This is a genomic window from Sorangium sp. So ce119 (assembly GCF_051524405.1).
In the GTDB taxonomy this organism is placed as follows: Bacteria; Myxococcota_A; Polyangia; order Polyangiales; family Polyangiaceae; genus Sorangium; species Sorangium cellulosum_G.
Genome location: NZ_CP150310.1, coordinates 1,461,309 through 1,477,427, shown reverse-complemented (window position 1 = coordinate 1,477,427; position 16,119 = coordinate 1,461,309). Strand labels below are relative to the sequence as shown.

The window sequence follows — 16,119 nt, the reverse complement described above, 5'->3', positions numbered from 1 at the left end:
GCACGCGCGTGGTAGGGTGCGCGCCGCCCTTCAAGCGAGGATCGACTCATGAGCTGGATCGAGCAATACCGCGCAATGGCTCGCTACAATCGGTGGATGAACGACAAGATCTTCGATGCCGTCGGCAAGCTCGACGACGCCGAGCGCAAGCGCGATCGCGGGGCCTTTTTCAAGTCGATCCACGGCACGCTGAATCACATCCTGCTCGCCGACCGGACGTGGATGGGGCGCTTCACCGGCGACGCGGCGCGCTTCACCTCGCGGGACGCGGGCGGCAAGGCCGTCGGGATCACCTCGCTCGCGCAGGAGCTCTACGCGGACTTCGCCGATCTCGCCCGCGAGCGCGCCGCGACCGACGCAGACATCCTCGCGTGGATACACCAGATCGACGAGCGCGCGCTCTCGAGCGACCTGACCTTCAACATGCGGAACGGGGCGGCCGTCACGTATCCGCTCTGGGGGCTCGTGGGCCATTTCTTCAACCACCAGACCCACCACCGCGGCCAGGTGACCACGCTGCTCACGCAGGTGGGGATCGACCCCGGCGTGACGGACCTGTTCGCGATGCTGCGGGACGAGGCCAGCGCGTCGTGAAGCGCGCGGGCGCGCGGCGCGACGTGCGCTCGCGTGCTCGCGCGCCCGCTCACTCCGCGGCGAAGCAGTAGACGCGGCCGTTGCCGCCCGCCGGGGCCGTGTCGGCGCAGCTGCCATTGGCGTGCACCGAGTTCCACGGTCGGTACATCTCGGCCGTGCTTTGCATGGGGCCCATCCCGTCGGAATGGCCGACCCAGGCGGTCAGGCTCGCGGACTCGGAGGTCCAATCCTCGCAGGTCTGGCCGACCCTGAGGGTGCCGTCCCGGTTGGTGCCAGTGAGGATATCGTGCTGGTTCGGTGTGGGGGAGTCCGGCCACTGGCCCGGCACCATCTCGCCCTTCTCGTCGAGGAACGCTGTGTGATCGCCGAACCTTGTGTGCAGCTCCTCGAGGTTCGCCGCCACCAGCTCGAGCTTCGCGTTGTACCAGGGGCCCGCGCCGATCCGGTCTCTGGCGTGCACCGGCTGGTCATCGGGGCCCTTCTCGACGCTGAGGTAGGCGCGCCATGTCCGCGCGCCGGCGCCGACCGCGGCGGCCAGCTCCTGGCACCTGCGATCCGCTCCCGCGAGCCCGCCGAGGTTCGCGGTCGTGCTCCCGGTGCTCGACACGAAGAAGCTGAGCGACGGCGTCGCGCTGCTGTCGCCGCCGCCGCCTCCGGTGCCGCCGCCCGCGCCCCCCGCGCCGCCGTTGCCGTCGCTGCCCCCCGTGCCGCCGCCGCCGCTGCTGCTGCTGCTGCCGCCCCCGCTGCTGCTGCTGCTGGCGCTGGTGGTGCTGACGGAGCTGCTGCTGGTCGCGCCGCTGCTGCCGCCGGTGTCATCGTCGCCGCAGCCGGCGGCGGCGAGCGACAGGCCGAGGCCGACGAAGATGCCGACGTCGCGAAGATTCGCTGAACGTGATCGTTTCATGAATGACTCCCACATGGTTCCGTGACGGGCGCGCAGGATAGCCCGGTTGAGCCGTCTCGACCGCGAGAGTTTGTTCTCGTGGGCGCCTTCCGCCGCGACGCCGGTGATCGCGTCCGGCGGGCTCGACCCTCGACCGGCGCCGGACGCCTGGAGACGCGCTTCTCTGGATCGGGTACACTGAGGCCCGGAAAGGACTGGCGCGCGAGGGTGTTCCGCTTCATCGGCGCGATCGTGGGTCGCGCGCAGCATCGAGAGCCAATGCGAGCATCACAGCCGATCTCCTCTGCTTCACGCGCGGCGGCAGACACAGGCCCGCGGACGCGCGTGAAGGCGCTCCTCCTTCTCCCGGCGCTCGCCGCCGGCGCCTCGATGTGCGGAGGCCGGAGCGACATCCTCGAGGAGGCCGGCGCCGAGGAGGTGGCCGTCGACTGCGTGCCTGCGCCGGAGGTCTGCGACGGCCGCGACAACGACTGCGACCGTATCGCCGACGAAGGGTGCGCGTGCGTGGAGGGGCAGGAACGGAGCTGCTACTCGGGCCCCCCGGGCACCGAGGACGTCGGCGCGTGCCAGGCCGGCGTGCAGGTCTGCTCCCGGGAGGCCTGGGGTCCGTGCACCGGCGACAGGACGCCGGCGCCCGAGGCGTGCGACCTCGTCGACAACGACTGCAATGGGCAGATCGACGAGGGCACGTGCCCGGCGGGGACCGCGTGCGCGGCGAGCCTCACCGCGGACATGACCTCGCCGCCGGAGGGATGGTCCCTCAACGGGACTGCCCTCTGGGATCCGGACGCGCTGACGGCCGTGCTCACCGAGGCCACGACCCAGCAGGCCGGCACCGTCGTCTACCGGAATCCCCTCGCCGCCGACGCCTTCATCGCCACGTTCGAGTTCCGCCTCGGCCGCGGCGACGGCGTGGGCTTCATGCTCCAGACGTCGGGACAGACAGCCGTCGGCGAGCCCGGCGGCGGCCTCGGCCTGGCCGGGCTCGACGGCTACGGCGTCGAGTTCGATACCTACAACAACTTCGATTGCGCAGATCCGAGCGACAACCACGTGGGCGTGGACGATCTCGCCCGGCCGTGCGAGGAGGGCGTCCTCAGCTCGCTGGGCCAGGCGGAGAGCAGCGTCGCGCTCGGCGACGGCGCGTTCCATACGGCGCAGATCGAGTTCGACGCGGGCGAGGTGCGCGTGAGCGTCGACGGCGAGCTCCAGATCCAGCGGTTCGCCATCAGCGGCTTCCCCGTCGGGTCGACGTTCTTCTATGGATTCGGCGCCGCCACGGGGGCGGCGGTCGCGCGCCAGGAGATCCGGAATGTGAGGATCACCTTCCCCGCCCCCCGCTGCCTCTGAGCGCTCGTCGATCTCCTTCCCCGCCGCCCCCTCCCGATCGCTCGAAGAGGAAACGATGTCCACGCAGCACCCCCTGGCGGCGTTCTCGATCTACCTGTCCGGCCGACACCAGGTCCTGCTGTCGATCGCGCACGAGATCCACGAGAAGCTCGACGCGTGCGCCTCCAGCGAAGGCGGCTTCTCCCACGAGGCAAGGACGCGCGCCTCGGATCTGATGTGGCTGTGGACGCTGGGAGCCTACGAGGTGGTCAGGACCATGTGCCAGGCCCAGAGGTGCTTCTCGGAGCGCTCCTACAGGGAGATATCGAGCCTGAAGGTCGATCTGGAGAGGGTCAGGGTGCCAAACACCAAGCTGGAACGGATCAAGTACAACCGGCGGGAGAGGAGCATCCCGGTGGCCTCGGATCGAGGCCCTGACGTGTGGGACGACGCCAGCAAGGACCTCCTGGTCGGAGATCCGGCGGACGCCGTCTCGGGCCGCATGCTGCTCAGGAGCTACGAGAGCGTCATGGCTTCCCTGACCCCGGACGACGTGACGATGAGCCACGAGGAATCGTTCGAGAGGAAGTAGATATCCCCCGGAAGAGCTCGCCATCGCGGACCGGCGAGGCGCAGCGAGCACGCGACGCGCGGCGCCGCACGGCAGGCGGCGCCCTGGCGTGGAGCCGACCCACCACTTCCGTCCACGCAGCAAATATTCCACCGAGCTGCATCGAGACAGCCCCCTCACACCACGACGCCGTGCGGACGACCGAGGAGCTCGAGGGGGCGTCCGCAAAATAATTCGAAGGATCGCTCCGGTGGTCGCATCAAGTCCGTGAGCGGCTCGGATCCGGGCGGCGAGCGGTCACTTGTGTGCTCCGGGTGGAGGTGCGCCTCCCTCGTGTCCGATGGCGACACGCGGGATATCGCCTTTGCCCTGCCGTCACATCACGCGCTGGTGGCGCCTGATCGTGAACAGGAGGCGGAGCGCGCTGTCGATGACGCCCTGCCCGCGCGCGTCGTCGCGTGCTCAGCGGGCGGCGAGGGTGTCGCCTGTGCAAAGCAGCGCTCGCCCAGCGCCGTTACGATGCGTAACAACCGGCGCGAGCAGCGGTGTTGGCATGCCCCACAGCGGCGCTCCGAAGAGAATTTCATCTCGGGGCATGAACGATCCTCACGAGTCCGGGAACAGAGGTCCGAAATCAAGCAGCGTTCTCCGGTCCACGTGACGGCGCCTGGCGGCGCGATTCGCCGGCTCGCGGGCGTGATCGGAGGCCCCCTGCACACCACCAGGAGCTGTTCATGAAAACTCTGCACCATGGCTTCACCTCTCCGAGGACACGGCTCGCCGGCGCGGCAGCGACGAGCTCGCGAAGCGCCCTGTCGATGGTCCTTGTCTCGATGCTGCTCGGGTCATCGGCCCTGCTCGCGGGCTGCCCCGACGACGCCGAGGCGCCGGCGAACACGGCCACCAGCAGCGGCGTCGGCGGCGGCGATGACGCGAGCGTCGGCGGCGGCGATGACGCGAGCGGCGGCGGCGGCGATGACGCGAGCGGCGTGGGCGGCGGCGATGACGCGAGCGGCGGTGGCGACGCGAGCGATCCGGCGGCAGGGTGCACCGGCTCCACGGAGCGCGCCAACACCGATCCCGACGACCCCGTGCAGCAGGGCGCGGACCACCTGGTGGGCGACCTCAAGTTCCCCGCGGTCCTCGCCGCCGTCCAGGATGTCGACGGGGAGACGCGCCATTACGTTGCCGGCGTCGCCGACCTGGAGACCCAGGCGAAGGTGCCTGTCGACGGGCAGGTGCGCATCGGGAGCAACACCAAGCCGTTCACCGCCGTGGTGGTCCTCCAGCTCGTCGGCGAGGGCAAGGTCGACCTCGACGCGCCCATCGAGACGTACCTGCCGAACCTGGTCCGCGGCGACGGAATCGACGGCAACGACATCACGGTGCGTCAGCTCCTCCAGCACACGAGCGGGCTGCCCGACTTCGTGGGCGTGCTCCTGGGCGACGGGCTCGCCAGGGTCCAGCACACCTATTTCGACCCCCGCACGTTGCTCGATCTGGCGCTGACGCAGGCGGAGGACTTCCCCCCCGGCGACCGGTGGGCCTACAGCAACACCAATTACATCGTCGCCGGCCTGATCGTCGAGAAGGTCACCGGCCGCCCGCTGGCCGAGGAGATCACCGAACGCGTCATCCAGCGCATCGGGCTGCGCCGCACCTACGTCCCCCGCGTCGGCGATCAGAGCATCCGGGAGTGCCATCCCAGGGGCTATCACGCGGACGGCTTCGGAGATCCGCTGTACGACGTCACCGAGCTCGACCCGTCCATCGCCGGCGCCTCCGGCGACATGATCTCCACCCCGGGCGACCTCAACCGCTTCTTCTCCGCCCTGCTCGGCGGCGAGCTCCTCGGGCCGGCGCAGCTCGAGGAGATGCGCGCGACCGTCGACGCTTCGAGCATGTGGCCCGGCTACGAGTACGGGCTCGGTCTGAGCAGCACCCCGCTGAGCTGCGGAGGCGTCGTCTGGGGCCACGGCGGCGACATCTTCGGCTACGAGACCGCCGGCGGCGTCACCGAGGACGGCCGCGCCGTCACCGTCGCCGTCACGGCGCTGCCCTCCGCCGTGCCCGGCGTCCAGACCAGGGAGCAGGCCTATGAGGCCTACGCCGGCGTCCTCGCCCTCGTCGATACCGCCCTGTGCCCGTGAAGCCCCGGGCGCGTCCTCGCGGGCGGCGATCGCGACAGCGGTGCTCGCGTGGTTCGCAACAGCGGTTCGAAGAGAAGATCATCTGAAGGGTTGAACGATCCTCACGAGTCCGGGAACAGAGTCACGAACCAGCGGCGCTCTCCAGACCGCGCGACGATGCCTGGCGCCGCGAGTCGCCGGCGCGAAGCGGTGAGCCGAGGGCGCGCGCGCACCATCAGGAGCCGATCATGACCTCTCTGCACCACCGTTTCACCTCTCCGAGAACACGAATCGCCCGCGCGGCCGCCACGGGCTTGCGCAACGTCGTCTCGACGATCCTCTTCTCGGCGCTGCTCGGATCCTCGGCCCTGCTCACAGGCTGCCCGGACGACGACGAGGCGCCGGCGAACACCGACGCCGGCAGCGGCGGCGGCGTCGAGAGCGGCGACGGAGGCGGCGGAGGCGGCGGCGACGACGACGGCAGCGGCGGCAAGGACGAGGGCGGCGGCGGCGGCGAGGGCGGCAGCGGCGGCGGGGTCGGTGGCAGTCCGCCGGGAGAGTGCGCCGGTTCCACGGAGGAGGCCAACACCGATCCGGACGACCCCATCCAGCAGGCCGCCGACCGTCTGGTGCGCGACGACAGGTTCCCCGCCGTCCTTGCCGCCGTCCAGGAGGTCGACGGCCAGACGCGCCACTACACCGCCGGTTTCGGCGACGTCGAGACCAAGGCGGAGGTGCCGGTCGATGGGCTCGTGCGCATCGGGAGCAACAGCAAGGCGTACACCGCGGTTGTCGTCCTGCAGCTCGTCGGCGAGGGCAAGGTCGATCTCGACGCGCCCATCGAGACGTACCTGCCGAACCTGGTCCGCGGCGAGGGCATCGACGGCAACGACATCACGGTGCGGCAGCTCCTGCAGCACACCAGCGGGCTCGTCGATTACGACGGCTTGATCCTGCAGGAGGGCTTCCTCCCGGTCCGGCACAGGCACTTCAGCCCCCGCGATCTGCTCGACCTCGCGCTGGCCGAGGGGACGGAGTTCCCCCCCGGGGATCGGTGGGACTACAGCAACACCAACTACACGCTCGCCGGCATGCTCATCGAGAAGGTCACCGGACGCCCCCTGAACGAGGAGATCACGCGCCGGATCATCGACCGCCTCGAGCTGCGCAACACCTACCTCCCCGACGTCGGCGAGGAGGGCATCCGGGGGTGCCACCCCAGGGGCTATCACGCGGACGGGCCGGATCAGCCGCTGTACGACGCCACCGAGCTCGACCCGTCCTGGGGATGGGCCGCCGGTGAGATCATCGCGACCCCGAGCGATCTCAACCGCTTCTTCACCGCGCTGTTCGGCGGCGAGCTCCTCGAGCCGGCGCAGCTCGAGGCGATGCGCACCACCGTCGAGGCCCCCGGCATGTGGCCCGGCGCCCGGTACGGGCTCGGCCTGTTCACCACCCCGCTGAGCTGCGGCGGCCTCGTCTGGGGGCACGGCGGCGACATCTTCGGCTACCACACCCGCGGCGGCGTCTCCGACGACGGCCGCGCCGTCACCGTCGCCATCACGGTCCTGCCGGGCGCCGTCCACGGCGAGGAGACCGCCGAGAAGGCCTACATGGACGTCCTCGAGCTCGTCGACACCGCCCTGTGCGAGTGAGCCCCGGGGGGCGCTGGCGCGCCGACCGTCGCCGCGCGCTCACCCCTGCTTGATGAGCTGGATATCGAGGGTGATCGCGATCTCGTCACCCACGAGGACGCCTCCTGTCTCGAGGACGGCGTTGAAGCTCATCCCGAAATCGCTGCGGCGGATCTTCGTCGTGGCGGTCGCGCCGAGCCGGCGGTTGCCGTGAGGGTCCGTGTGCTCGCCCGACAGCTCGCTGACCGCGAGCGTCACCTCCCGCGAGACGCCGCGGATCGTCAGGTCGCCGACGATGTCGAGCCCGTCGCCGCGGCGGCGGACGCCCGTGGCGACGAAGGTGATCGTCGGGTGCCGCGCGACGTCGAGGAAGTCGGCGCTCCGGAGGTGCGCGTCGCGGCTCTCCTCGCGCGTGTGGATGGACGCCGCGTCGATCGTGGCGGAGAGCGTCGACGCCTCGGGGCGCCGCGGATCGTAGGTGACCTCGCCGGCGACGCCCCCGAGCTCGCCGCGCACGTTCGAGATCATCATGTGACGTACGGAGAACGAGACGCTCGAGTGCGTCGCGTCGATCGTCCACCGGGCGGCCTGGGAGGGGATCGCGCTCGGGGAGGTGGTGCTGGTCGTGGTGTTCATGGCGGATCGTCCTTTCTCGACGAAGGTTGGAGACCGCCGCGCCTCGGGCTTCCCGGGCGCGCCGGCCGTGTGTCACACGGAGACCATGCATCGTTGCTCGCGGACGCACTAGACAGCCATCCGCGAACGGGTTGTTCTCCTGGGACGAACAATGGACCTCAACCGGATCGCCGTCTTCGTGCGCGTCGTCGACGAGCAGGGCTTCACCGCGGCGGCGCGGGTCCTGGGGCTGCCGAAGTCCTCGGTCAGCCGATCGGTCGCGCTCCTCGAGGAGGCGCTCGGGGCGCGCCTGCTGCACCGCTCGACGCGCAGCGTGCGGCTCACGGAGGCGGGCGCGGCGTTCTACGAGCGGGCGTCGCGCGGCGTCGCGAGCCTCGAGGAGGCCGCGGCGATGGTGGCCGATCTGGAGGCCGTGGTGCGCGGCACCGTCCGCATCACGGCGCCCGTCGACGTCGGGATCGCGATGCTCGAGCCGGCGGTCGCGCGGTTCGTGCGGCGCCACCCCGCCGTCCGCGTCGACGTCGCGCTCACGGGCCGCGTCGTGGATCTCGTGGAGGAGGGCTTCGATCTGGCGCTGCGGGCCGGGCCGCTCCGCGACGGCTCCCTGATCGCGCGGAGGATCGGGCAGGTGGAGGACGCGCTGTACGCCTCGCCCCGCTACCTCGAGCGCGCCGGGGTCCCCGCGCGCCTCGGAGACCTCGCGGCGCACCGGTGCGTCCTCTTTCGCGAGCGGCCCGACCGCGCCGCGTGGACGCTGCGAGGGCCCGCGGGGGACGAGACGGTGGAGGTCCAGGGCCCGCTCGCGGTCGACGAGCTGAGCTTCGCGCGGCGCGCGGTGCTGGCGGGCGTCGGCGTCGGCCTCCTCCCGAGCGTCATGTGCGCGCGCGAGGTCGCGCGCGGTCGCCTCGTGCGCGTGTTGCCGTCGCACGTGGCCTCGGGGGCGCCGCTGCACCTCGTCTATCCCTCCGCGCGCTACCTGCCCCACCGCGTCGCGGCGTTTCGCGACTTCGTCGTCGCGGCGCTCACGCGGCGGCTCCAGCGATCGCCGTGACCGCGGGCGCGCCGCCGCGCGGGCGCGGCACGGGCGCGCCGCCGCATGTCGCCCCGGCGCGGAGGCCAGGGGTCAGCGCGCGGCGCGCCGCCGGGTGTCCTGCCGCGCCTGGCTCGCCGCCCTGGCCTCGACGAGCGGATTGCGCGCCTCCGCGGCGCGCAGCCGCTCGAAGCGCTCGATCCGCGCGCGGTCGCCGCTCTGCCGCAGCGTCCTCGCCAGCACCACGCTCTTGGCGAGCCGGATGAACCTCAGGCGGTGCGCCGAGGTCACGTCCTCGACGTCCCGCCTGCCCGATCCGGGCCCGAACTCGAGGTCGTACGCCGCGCGCAGCCGGTGCTCGCCGCGCAGGCCCAGCGCGTCCGAGAGCCCCTCGAGGGCGGCCCGCTCGGCCGGGGTCGCCCAGGAGAGGATCCTGGCGTAGGGCGTCGCCATGGTCTCGTGATCCGGCTTGTTCACGAACCGCCGCAGGAACACATCGGACGTCGCGACCGGCACGTCGCTCGTCGCCTGGTGGAGGAGGGCGTACGCGTACGCCTCGTTCATGCCCACGAACCGGTTCTGATCATAATCGGCGCCGTCCACGCGCTTGCCGAGGCGATCGACGCCCGAGAGGGCGGCGAAGAAGAAGCTGCTGAAGTCGGTGTAGTCGGCCTCGTTGATCTCGGGCGTGCAGCCCGACGCGGGGCGGTCCCTTGTCGCCGCGAAGAACCCCACGACGTCGCGATCCACGAGCTCGCCGTCGGGCCTGCCGCCCTCGAAGAGGAGGTTCGCGAACGATCCGGAGAAGCACTGGGCCATCACGAGGACGACGGGCGTCTCGTCGGGCAGGTCGTCCATGCGCGCGGCGAGATCGCGCACGGACAGCCCGCCGCCGCCCCAGAGGTCGAACACGTTGTTGTCGAGGTCGCGCCGCGGATCCGGGCTCCCGTGGCCGGCGAAGTACAGCAGCAGCGGGTCGCCCGGGCGCGCGGCGGCGAATCTTCGCCAGACCGCATCGAGGCCGGCGCGGGTGGTCGCCCCGTCGATGCGCGGCAGCTTCGGCGCGCGGTAGCGCATGCGGAATCCGTCGAGGAACTGCACGCTCCGCGTGCCCCGGCGCCCGTCGGCGAAGAGGACCCGCCGCTCCACCGCGGCCGGGAGCAGCGACTGGAAGTACCGGATGTGTCCTTCGATGGCCACCTGGTTCATCGGCGGCCGCGGTCCGCCCCCGACGACGAGCGCGCGCCAGGACGCGGGCTCGGGCAAGGCCGCGGGAGGCGGGGTGGGCGCTGGCTGAGGCGAGCGCGCGGAAGGGACCGCGGGCGCTGGCTGAGACGAGCGCGCGGAAGGGACCGCGGGCGCTGGCTGAGACGAGCGCGCGGAGGAGACCGCGGGCGCTGCGCGAGACGAGCGCGCGGGGGAGACCGCGGGCGCTGACGCGAGCGCCTCCGAGGCGGCGGGCGCGGACCGGGGGGAGCGCGCGGCCGCCGCTGTGGTGGTCGCCGTGGCGGCGGCGAGCACGGCAACTCGGAGGAGCAGAGGGTACGCCACGGTCTCGTCTCGGCCTCGGCAGCGGGATCGCTGCGCTCGATTCTAGGTAGCACCCGCCCGGCGATCGCGCAGCGAATGGCCGCCCTGGCGCGCTGCGCCGCCGCCATCCGCTGCGCCCGGCCGCGCCGCGCCGCGAGAGGGGGCCGCGCTGCCCCTCGGTTCATCGGCTCTCTCCAGCGCTCGCGGCGCGCCTACTTGGCGAGCTTCATCACGAGGCCGCTCCGATCCGTCCAGTAGATGCTGGCGCCGTCGACGGCCAGATCGTTCGGCGCGACGCCCGAGATCACCACCGCCGACGCACCGCCGCCGACTGGCACTCTCCTGATCTCGCCTGCGCTCACGTTGACCCAGTACACATGCGTCTCGTCGACCGCGATGTAGTACGGCGACGGCTGATCCGTCGCGAGCGCCACGGGGGTGCCCCCCTCTTTCGGCACCTTGTTCACGGAGCCCACGCTCGGGCCCTCGCCGGGGGTGGTCCAGTACACGTGGGTCGCGTCGAGCGCGACCTCGTGGGACTCGAAGTATCCGGTGGCGAGCGCCACGGACGCGCCCCCCGCGATCGGCGCCTTCCGGATGGAGCTCGCGTCCGCGTTGGTCCAGTAGACGTGCGTCTCGTCGACCCGGACGCGGCGGGCGCCGCTGCCCGGGGCGAGCTCTTCCGCGGCCCCTCCGTGGATCGGAAGCTTCATCACCGCGTAGTTGTCGCCCACGTAGATGCTTGTCGCGTCCAGCGCGAGGCCCACCGGATCTTCCAGCCCTGCGGTGGAGAGCAGCGTCGGCGTCCCACCGCCCAGGGGCGCGCTGTAGACCCCGGTGGGCACGTCGTGCTCGACGCCTGTAGAAGGGGAGCAGGTCCAGTAAACGCCCGTCGCGCTCACCGCGATCCCGGGCGTCGGGCAGCTCTCGGCGACGATGACCGGCGCCCCTCCCGCGATGGGCGCTCTCATGATCTCGCCCGTGTCCTCGTGCGTCCAGTAGACGTGGGTCGCGTCCACCGCGAGGGCGAGCGGATTGCCGGCCGCCTCGGCCAGCACGACCGGCTCGCACGCGGCGTCGCTGCGCGCGCCATCGCAGTCCGTCGCCCCGTCGACGCAGACGCCGCTCGCGATCTCGCTGCTCCCGGCGCCGCCGCTCGCCGTCGCGCCTGGGGCGCTGAGCTCCAGCACGCACCCGAGCGCGAGCACCGAAGCGCTCGAGGCGAGCGCCGCGCGCGCGACGGCGACCGCAGCGGTTCCCCGCCCGCGGCGCAGCGAACGAGCGTGCCCCCGTGAGGGGGTGGCCTGTAGTGTGTCTGGTTGCATGGTCATTGCGCTCTGCGCATCGCGCAGCCTCCCGCAAGCGAGGGGGCAACGAGAGGGCCAGCGGTCGCCCTCGACGAGGATCTGGCTCAGGCCGGCAGCATTTCGCCGCAGACGAGGCAGATTGCCTCAGCGCGCCTGTCCTCGACCACAGCAGAGCTCCCTTCTCTCCACCTCGGTCATGACCCCACTGTCGGGGCTCACGCGCAGGTAGCGCGCAGATCGCGCGCAGCCGCGGTGACCGCCGACGGAACAGCCTCACCCGGCGCTGTAGTCGCTGTCCGTGAAACACCCCTCATCGCTGAGCTCGACCATCTTCTGCCCGCATCGTCGCAGGCCCTCTGGCACGCGGGTTGCCGCTCCCCGCGCAATCGACGCACGAGCACAGGAGAGTGACCATGTCGGCCAGTTCATCGAAGACGACCATCGATCATGACGAGATCCGCCAGTGGGCCGAGTCGCGCGGAGGCCGCCCGGCGACGGTGAAGAGCACCGAGAAGAACGGGGAGCCCGGGATCCTGCGCGTTGATTTCCCGGGGTACAGCGGGGAAGGCAGCCTCGAGGAGATCTCGTGGGACGACTTCTTCGCCAAGTTCGAGGAGTCGAACCTCGCCTTCGTGTACCAGGAGAAGACGGCGGACGGGCAGCCGAGCAACTTCTCCAAGCTGGTGAGCCGCCCCGACGACATGGTCCAGAAGGCCAGGCCCAGATCGGACGCGGCGAAGGGCAACAAGGCCAGGTCGAGCAGCGCGAAGGGCGCGACGTCGAAAGGCGGTGAGGGCGAGCTGGACGTCGAGATCGAGGTCCAGATCGACCTCGACGACGAGGAGTCCGGCGAATCTGGCGGAGGCGCGCGGAAGAAGTCCAGCGGGAAGCAGGCCAGCGCGAAGGGCGCCGGCGACGACCACTCGTCCCACATGACGATCGATCACGACGAGATCCGCGAATGGGTGGAGGCGCGCGGCGGCCACCCGGCGACGGTGAAGCGCACCGAGAAGGGCGGAGAGCCCGGCGTGCTCCGGATCGACTTCCCGGGGTTCAGCGGGGAGGATACCCTCGAGGAGATCTCGTGGGACGACTTCTTCGCCAAGTTCGAGGAGTCGAACCTCGCCTTCGTGTACCAGCAGGCCAAGGCGAGCGGCGAGCCGAGCTACTTCTCCAAGCTGGTGAGCCGCCCCGACGACATGGGCGGCAGCAAGGCGAAGCAGGGCAAGTCGAAGTCCAGGAAGGCGGCCTGAGCCGCTGAAGCCCCGAGCAGGGGCCCGGCGGCGATGGTCGGAGTCGACCACGAAGAAGGCGGGAGGCGGGAGCGAAGATCTAAGGATCTTCCCGCTTCCCGTCTTCGTTCCTTGTGAGCTCTCCTGTGGACGATCGAGACCGCGACCGGCTCCGCTGCCAGGCCGCGCCGTGCGCGAGCAGCGTGTCGCGGAGCTCCGCGGGCGCTCCCTGGAGCGCGCCCCCGCGGCGGCGGACGATATAGAAGACTTTTCGCGGCAGCTCGGGCATCGGGCGCGCGACGAGGCCGCGCGGGAGGCGGCAGCAGGCGTTGACCACCGCGACGCCGACGCCGAGCCGGACGAAGTGGAGCATCAGCTCCCAGCCGTTCGCCTCGACGGCCGGCTCCCAGCGGACGCCCGCCGAGAGCAGCGCCTGCGCGAGCAGCGCCCGGTGGGGCCGAGAGGGGCCGGGGACCACGAGCCGCGCGCCCTCGAGGTCGCGCAGCCTGATCCGGCGCTTGCGGGCGAGCGGGTGCGCGTCGGGGACCACCAGGACCTGCTCGACCTCGGTGAGGCGGTCGGCGGCGAGCCCGTCCGGTGTGCCCTCGAGCGGCGCGACGCCGAGGTGCGCCTCGCCCGTCGCAACCGCGTCGAGCGTGGCCTCGCGGTCGCGCGTGAGCAGCCGGAGCGGGGCGGCGGCGCGCGCGGTGAAGGCGCGGATCCCCTCGCCGAGCAGGTAGAGGTACGAGCCCTCGCCGGCGCAGAGCACCACGGGCTCGCGGCTCTCGCCGTTGCGGAGCACGCCGAGGAACGACCGCGTCCGCTCGCCCACCTCGCGCCCGAAGGCGGCCACGCGCTTGCCGTCGGCCGTGAGCTCGATCCGCTGCCCGCGCCGCTGGTAGAGCGTGACGCCGAGCGCCTCGCCGAGCTTGCCGATCTGGCCGTGGAGCGCCGGCTGCGAGATGTGGAGCGCCCGCGCCGCGCGCGTGAAGTTGAGGTGCTCGGTGAAGACCACGAAGGCGCCGAGCCAGTCGAGGTTGAGCATGGCGGGAGGCAGGCTATCGCGAAACGCGATAGCCTATCCAGAAATACCGCTTCCGGATGATAGCGCCGTGTCTATGCTCTCCGTGCGGTGGCTCCGGGCTTACGGGGTCCCAGCGAGAAGGAATGGAGCTTGACGATGGGCCGCGATCGCATGACCGAAACGAGCAAGAAGCTCTCCTGGCTGCTCCGCCACGGGGCGCCCTCGATGGGCATCGCCATGGACGACGCCGGCTGGGTGGCCGTGGACGACGTGCTCAGGGCGCTCGGGCTGCCGCGCTCGCGGCTGGACGAGGCGGTGGAGAACAACACGAAGAACCGCCTCGAGATCCGGGGCGACAGGATGCGCGCGTCTCAGGGACACTCGCGCGAGGGGATGCCGGTGACGCTCGCCGGCCTCGAGGCGTCGTGGGAGGAGGTCCTCGGCGACGCGCCGATCTGGCACGGCACGAGCGTCGACGCGGTCCGGGGCATCGCGCGCGAGGGGATCCGGCCGGCGGCGCGCACGCACGTGCATTGCACCGACGCGCTCGACAGCGCGGTCGGCAAGCGGGCGAAGGTCGACGTGATGCTCGAGATCAGCCCGGCGCGGCTGAGGGCGCGGGGGATCGGCGTGTTCCGCAGCCAGAACGGGGTGATCCTCGCGCGGGAGGTGCCGGTCGGGTGCATCGTGGGGCTCGTGCCGATCGTCGCGCGGGCGCGGGGAGAGGCGGCGGCGCTGCGGGCGCTCCTCCTCGGGGCATAGCGGCGGAGCTAGAGAGGAGGCGGCGAGCGCAGGAAGCCTCGCGGCAGGCAGGATCCAGGCGACCAACCTACGTCCATAGCGGAACAATCCAGAGATCGCTTGGCGGGAGCGCGGTGGCTGCCGGAGGCACCGTGGTGACCCCTCCTCCTGAGACCGAACGGCATCTCGGAGTGACTCACGTGGGCGAGCAGCCACGTTGTGTTCGGCCGCGCCAAACCATGCTACATTTCGGCCATGTACCGCATTGGCATCTTGTATGCGCCCGCCGACGAGCCATACATGCTACAGCTCCACAAGCATCTTACGCCGCTGATCCGGGATGGCGTCGACGTGTGGCACGCGGGACAGATCGCCGCCGGCAGCGACCGCAGCGCAGCGCTCAGAGCGGCGATACACCATGCCGATATACTGCTTGTGCTGGTCAGCGCAGACTACATCTCCACGAACGAATGCTACAGCAACGAGATCTATGGCGCGCTGGCGAGCCACACAAAGATCCTCGTCGCCGTCGTCCGCTCCTGCGACTGGCGACACGCCCCGTTCGGGCATCTCCCTCACGCCCTGCACAAGGAGTCTGACAACCCCATCTCCGCCTGGACGAACCCGGACGACGCATGGGCCAAGCTGGCGGCCATCATCCGCAGTACGCTCGAAGAGGACACCACGGACCTCACCCCGACGTTCATCGACAAGTACGACAACAGGTCCGAGCGATGTCGACCTCACGAACGTGCAGCTCTCGAGATAGCGAACCACCACAGACCGAGAGCCATCCAGCTAAGAGAGTTCAACACCATCGGCCGCTCGAGCAGGAGCAACATCACGCTGATTCACCCGAGCGTGTCAAGGCTTCATTGCATCATATTCCTGCACGAGGGCGGCTTCTTTGTACACGATCTACGCTCGCGACACGGGACGACCATCAACGGGCGTAAAGTGAAGCTCGCAGATGGCTTGCGGCATGGCGATGAGCTGCGGATCGGGAACGTGGAGGCGCGCTTCCTGATCTTCAACGACCAGTCGGCATTGTCTGCCGCAGTCGAACCGACCAACGAGTCCTCGATCGAGGTCGTCTGGGACGACGCAACGCAACCATCGGGTTGAATCCCCCAGCGCGCTGACGACGAGTCAGCCACCAGGAGATCGATACAGAGGCATCGGCCCCGATGCCAACGCTCGCTCGCATCCGGCAGGCGCCCGCGGCGTCGGGAGAGCCCTGAAAGCAGGGTCCTGAGCGCCATCCCGGGACTCCTGACTACGTCGCATACCTGCTCGCGGTCGATGATCTGGCCGGGAAGGATCGTCAATCCTCGGTCGTCTTGCACAGAAGGAGGGGAGATGTCCGCCACATCAATGACCGGGGAGCCGCTCCGTCGATTCCCTGCGCAGTCGATCACGTTCGCGGGACGCCCAGCGATGAGCAGCGACTGGCGCAAC

14 protein-coding genes are annotated in these 16,119 nt (G+C 70.8%); 9 read left to right on the top strand and 5 right to left on the bottom strand.

Annotation, left to right across the window (positions count from 1 at the left end; all coding sequences use genetic code 11):
- Positions 1 to 48: 48 nt before the first annotated feature.
- Positions 49 to 594 carry a DinB family protein gene (locus WME76_RS05855; protein ID WP_437959204.1) on the top strand — a complete coding sequence of 182 codons (546 nt, stop codon included), beginning with the start codon at positions 49 to 51 and terminating at the stop codon, positions 592 to 594.
- 49 nt (positions 595 to 643) lie between these two features.
- Here WME76_RS05855 and WME76_RS05850 read toward each other — a convergent pair whose 3' ends face one another.
- Positions 644 to 1,498 (bottom strand): hypothetical protein, encoded by an 855-nt coding sequence (locus WME76_RS05850; RefSeq protein ID WP_437959203.1) that lies wholly within the window; start codon positions 1,496 to 1,498, stop codon positions 644 to 646.
- 324 nt (positions 1,499 to 1,822) lie between these two features.
- Between WME76_RS05850 and WME76_RS05845 the strand changes: the two genes are divergently transcribed.
- The 4 genes from WME76_RS05845 to WME76_RS05830 all read left to right on the top strand — a co-directional run bounded on the left by WME76_RS05845 (position 1,823) and on the right by WME76_RS05830 (position 7,182).
- On the top strand, positions 1,823 to 2,848 hold the full coding sequence (locus WME76_RS05845; protein WP_437959202.1) for an L-type lectin-domain containing protein: 1,026 nt from the start codon (positions 1,823 to 1,825) through the stop codon (positions 2,846 to 2,848).
- Positions 2,849 to 2,903: 55 nt separating this feature from the next.
- Positions 2,904 to 3,419, top strand: coding sequence for a hypothetical protein (locus tag WME76_RS05840; RefSeq protein WP_437959201.1), 516 nt, complete (start codon positions 2,904 to 2,906; stop codon positions 3,417 to 3,419).
- Positions 3,420 to 4,132: 713 nt separating this feature from the next.
- Positions 4,133 to 5,548 (top strand): serine hydrolase domain-containing protein, encoded by a 1,416-nt coding sequence (locus WME76_RS05835; protein ID WP_437959200.1) that lies wholly within the window; start codon positions 4,133 to 4,135, stop codon positions 5,546 to 5,548.
- A 227-nt stretch (positions 5,549 to 5,775) separates the two neighbouring features.
- On the top strand, positions 5,776 to 7,182 hold the full coding sequence (locus WME76_RS05830) for a serine hydrolase domain-containing protein (protein WP_437959199.1): 1,407 nt from the start codon (positions 5,776 to 5,778) through the stop codon (positions 7,180 to 7,182).
- 39 nt (positions 7,183 to 7,221) lie between these two features.
- On the opposite strand, the gene WME76_RS05825 is transcribed toward WME76_RS05830, so the two are convergent.
- Positions 7,222 to 7,797, bottom strand: a complete 576-nt coding sequence (locus WME76_RS05825) for a YceI family protein (RefSeq protein WP_437959198.1) — start codon at positions 7,795 to 7,797, stop codon at positions 7,222 to 7,224.
- A gap of 151 nt (positions 7,798 to 7,948) precedes the next feature.
- Here WME76_RS05825 and WME76_RS05820 point away from each other — a divergent pair, with 151 nt between their 5' ends.
- Positions 7,949 to 8,848: a LysR family transcriptional regulator gene (locus WME76_RS05820; RefSeq protein WP_437959197.1), complete on the top strand. Its 900-nt coding sequence runs from the start codon at positions 7,949 to 7,951 to the stop codon at positions 8,846 to 8,848.
- A 72-nt stretch (positions 8,849 to 8,920) separates the two neighbouring features.
- Here WME76_RS05820 and WME76_RS05815 read toward each other — a convergent pair whose 3' ends face one another.
- Together WME76_RS05815 and WME76_RS05810 are read right to left on the bottom strand one after the other, a co-directional pair.
- On the bottom strand, positions 8,921 to 10,036 hold the full coding sequence (locus WME76_RS05815) for a hypothetical protein (RefSeq protein ID WP_437959196.1): 1,116 nt from the start codon (positions 10,034 to 10,036) through the stop codon (positions 8,921 to 8,923).
- 533 nt (positions 10,037 to 10,569) lie between these two features.
- Positions 10,570 to 11,565: a hypothetical protein gene (locus tag WME76_RS05810; RefSeq protein ID WP_437959195.1), complete on the bottom strand. Its 996-nt coding sequence runs from the start codon at positions 11,563 to 11,565 to the stop codon at positions 10,570 to 10,572.
- Between the two features lie 512 nt (positions 11,566 to 12,077).
- Here WME76_RS05810 and WME76_RS05805 point away from each other — a divergent pair.
- Complete coding sequence (locus WME76_RS05805) at positions 12,078 to 12,917, top strand: lipocalin/fatty-acid binding family protein (protein ID WP_437959194.1); 840 nt, start codon at positions 12,078 to 12,080, stop codon at positions 12,915 to 12,917.
- Positions 12,918 to 12,996: 79 nt separating this feature from the next.
- Here the strand turns inward: WME76_RS05805 and WME76_RS05800 are convergent, their stop codons facing one another.
- Positions 12,997 to 13,941, bottom strand: coding sequence for a LysR family transcriptional regulator (locus WME76_RS05800; protein ID WP_437959193.1), 945 nt, complete (start codon positions 13,939 to 13,941; stop codon positions 12,997 to 12,999).
- Between the two features lie 150 nt (positions 13,942 to 14,091).
- Between WME76_RS05800 and WME76_RS05795 the strand changes: the two genes are divergently transcribed.
- Positions 14,092 to 14,682 carry an RNA 2'-phosphotransferase gene (locus WME76_RS05795; protein WP_437959192.1) on the top strand — a complete coding sequence of 197 codons (591 nt, stop codon included), beginning with the start codon at positions 14,092 to 14,094 and terminating at the stop codon, positions 14,680 to 14,682.
- Between the two features lie 234 nt (positions 14,683 to 14,916).
- Complete coding sequence (locus tag WME76_RS05790) at positions 14,917 to 15,786, top strand: FHA domain-containing protein (RefSeq protein WP_437959191.1); 870 nt, start codon at positions 14,917 to 14,919, stop codon at positions 15,784 to 15,786.
- Positions 15,787 to 16,119: the final 333 nt, after the last annotated feature.